The following is a 725-nucleotide window of genomic DNA, read 5'->3' as shown; positions in this document are numbered from 1 at the left end:
TTGGTCATCACGATTGTAGTTACAATTTATTGCATTAGAAATAGTAGTCATGCTTTGTTACTCGTAATTAACGATAGCCCAAACCCTATAAATATCCCGCCTGTAGCTCTGTTAAACGCTTTACTTACTTTTTCTTTCATCAGTAGAACACTTAACTTGTTAGCCGCTATTGCATACATTGAAAGAGCTACAAATGAGAGAAATGCAAACGTCAAAGTCAAAAGAACAAACTGCTTTGCAAAAGAATGTTCAAAGGCAATAAATTGAGGGAATAGAGCCATATAGAAGATAACTGCCTTTGGATTTGTGACTCCAACAATATACGCTTCACCCAATAACTTATATCGACTTACACCATCTAACGTATTAGGTTGCATACATGCTACCTGAGTACTTGAGCGCCAAGTCTTGATACCAATATAGATGAGGTATAAGCCTCCAAGAATCTTCACTGAATGGTATAACGGCTCAGATGCTGAAATGACAACACCCAAACCGGCAGCAGATAAGCAAGCCATTGTAATCATAGCCGCAACATTTCCTCCAATACCCCACATCGCTTTTCTTAGCCCATGTACGGCTGAGTTTTTCACAACTAAAAGTACTGCGGGACCGGGAGAAAAAGTAGCAACAATACGAATCAGTAGAAACAATAAATAGTCCATTATTTACCCTTAAGCTTTCTAATATCACCAAGATGCATGTCGCTCTGCTAAGCGGCAAAT

At 38.9% G+C, this 725-nt stretch carries 1 protein-coding gene; it reads right to left on the bottom strand.

Annotation, left to right across the window (positions count from 1 at the left end):
• Positions 1-47: 47 nt before the first annotated feature.
• On the bottom strand, positions 48-665 hold the full coding sequence (locus BCT81_RS14310; protein ID WP_102424849.1) for a LysE family translocator: 618 nt from the start codon (positions 663-665) through the stop codon (positions 48-50).
• Positions 666-725: the final 60 nt, after the last annotated feature.

It is taken from the genome of Vibrio sp. 10N.261.52.A1, assembly GCF_002876325.1.
In the GTDB taxonomy this organism is placed as follows: domain Bacteria; phylum Pseudomonadota; class Gammaproteobacteria; order Enterobacterales; family Vibrionaceae; genus Vibrio; species Vibrio chagasii.
Note: the sequence above shows the minus strand (reverse complement) of the source record. Positions and strands in the feature narration are given on the sequence as shown.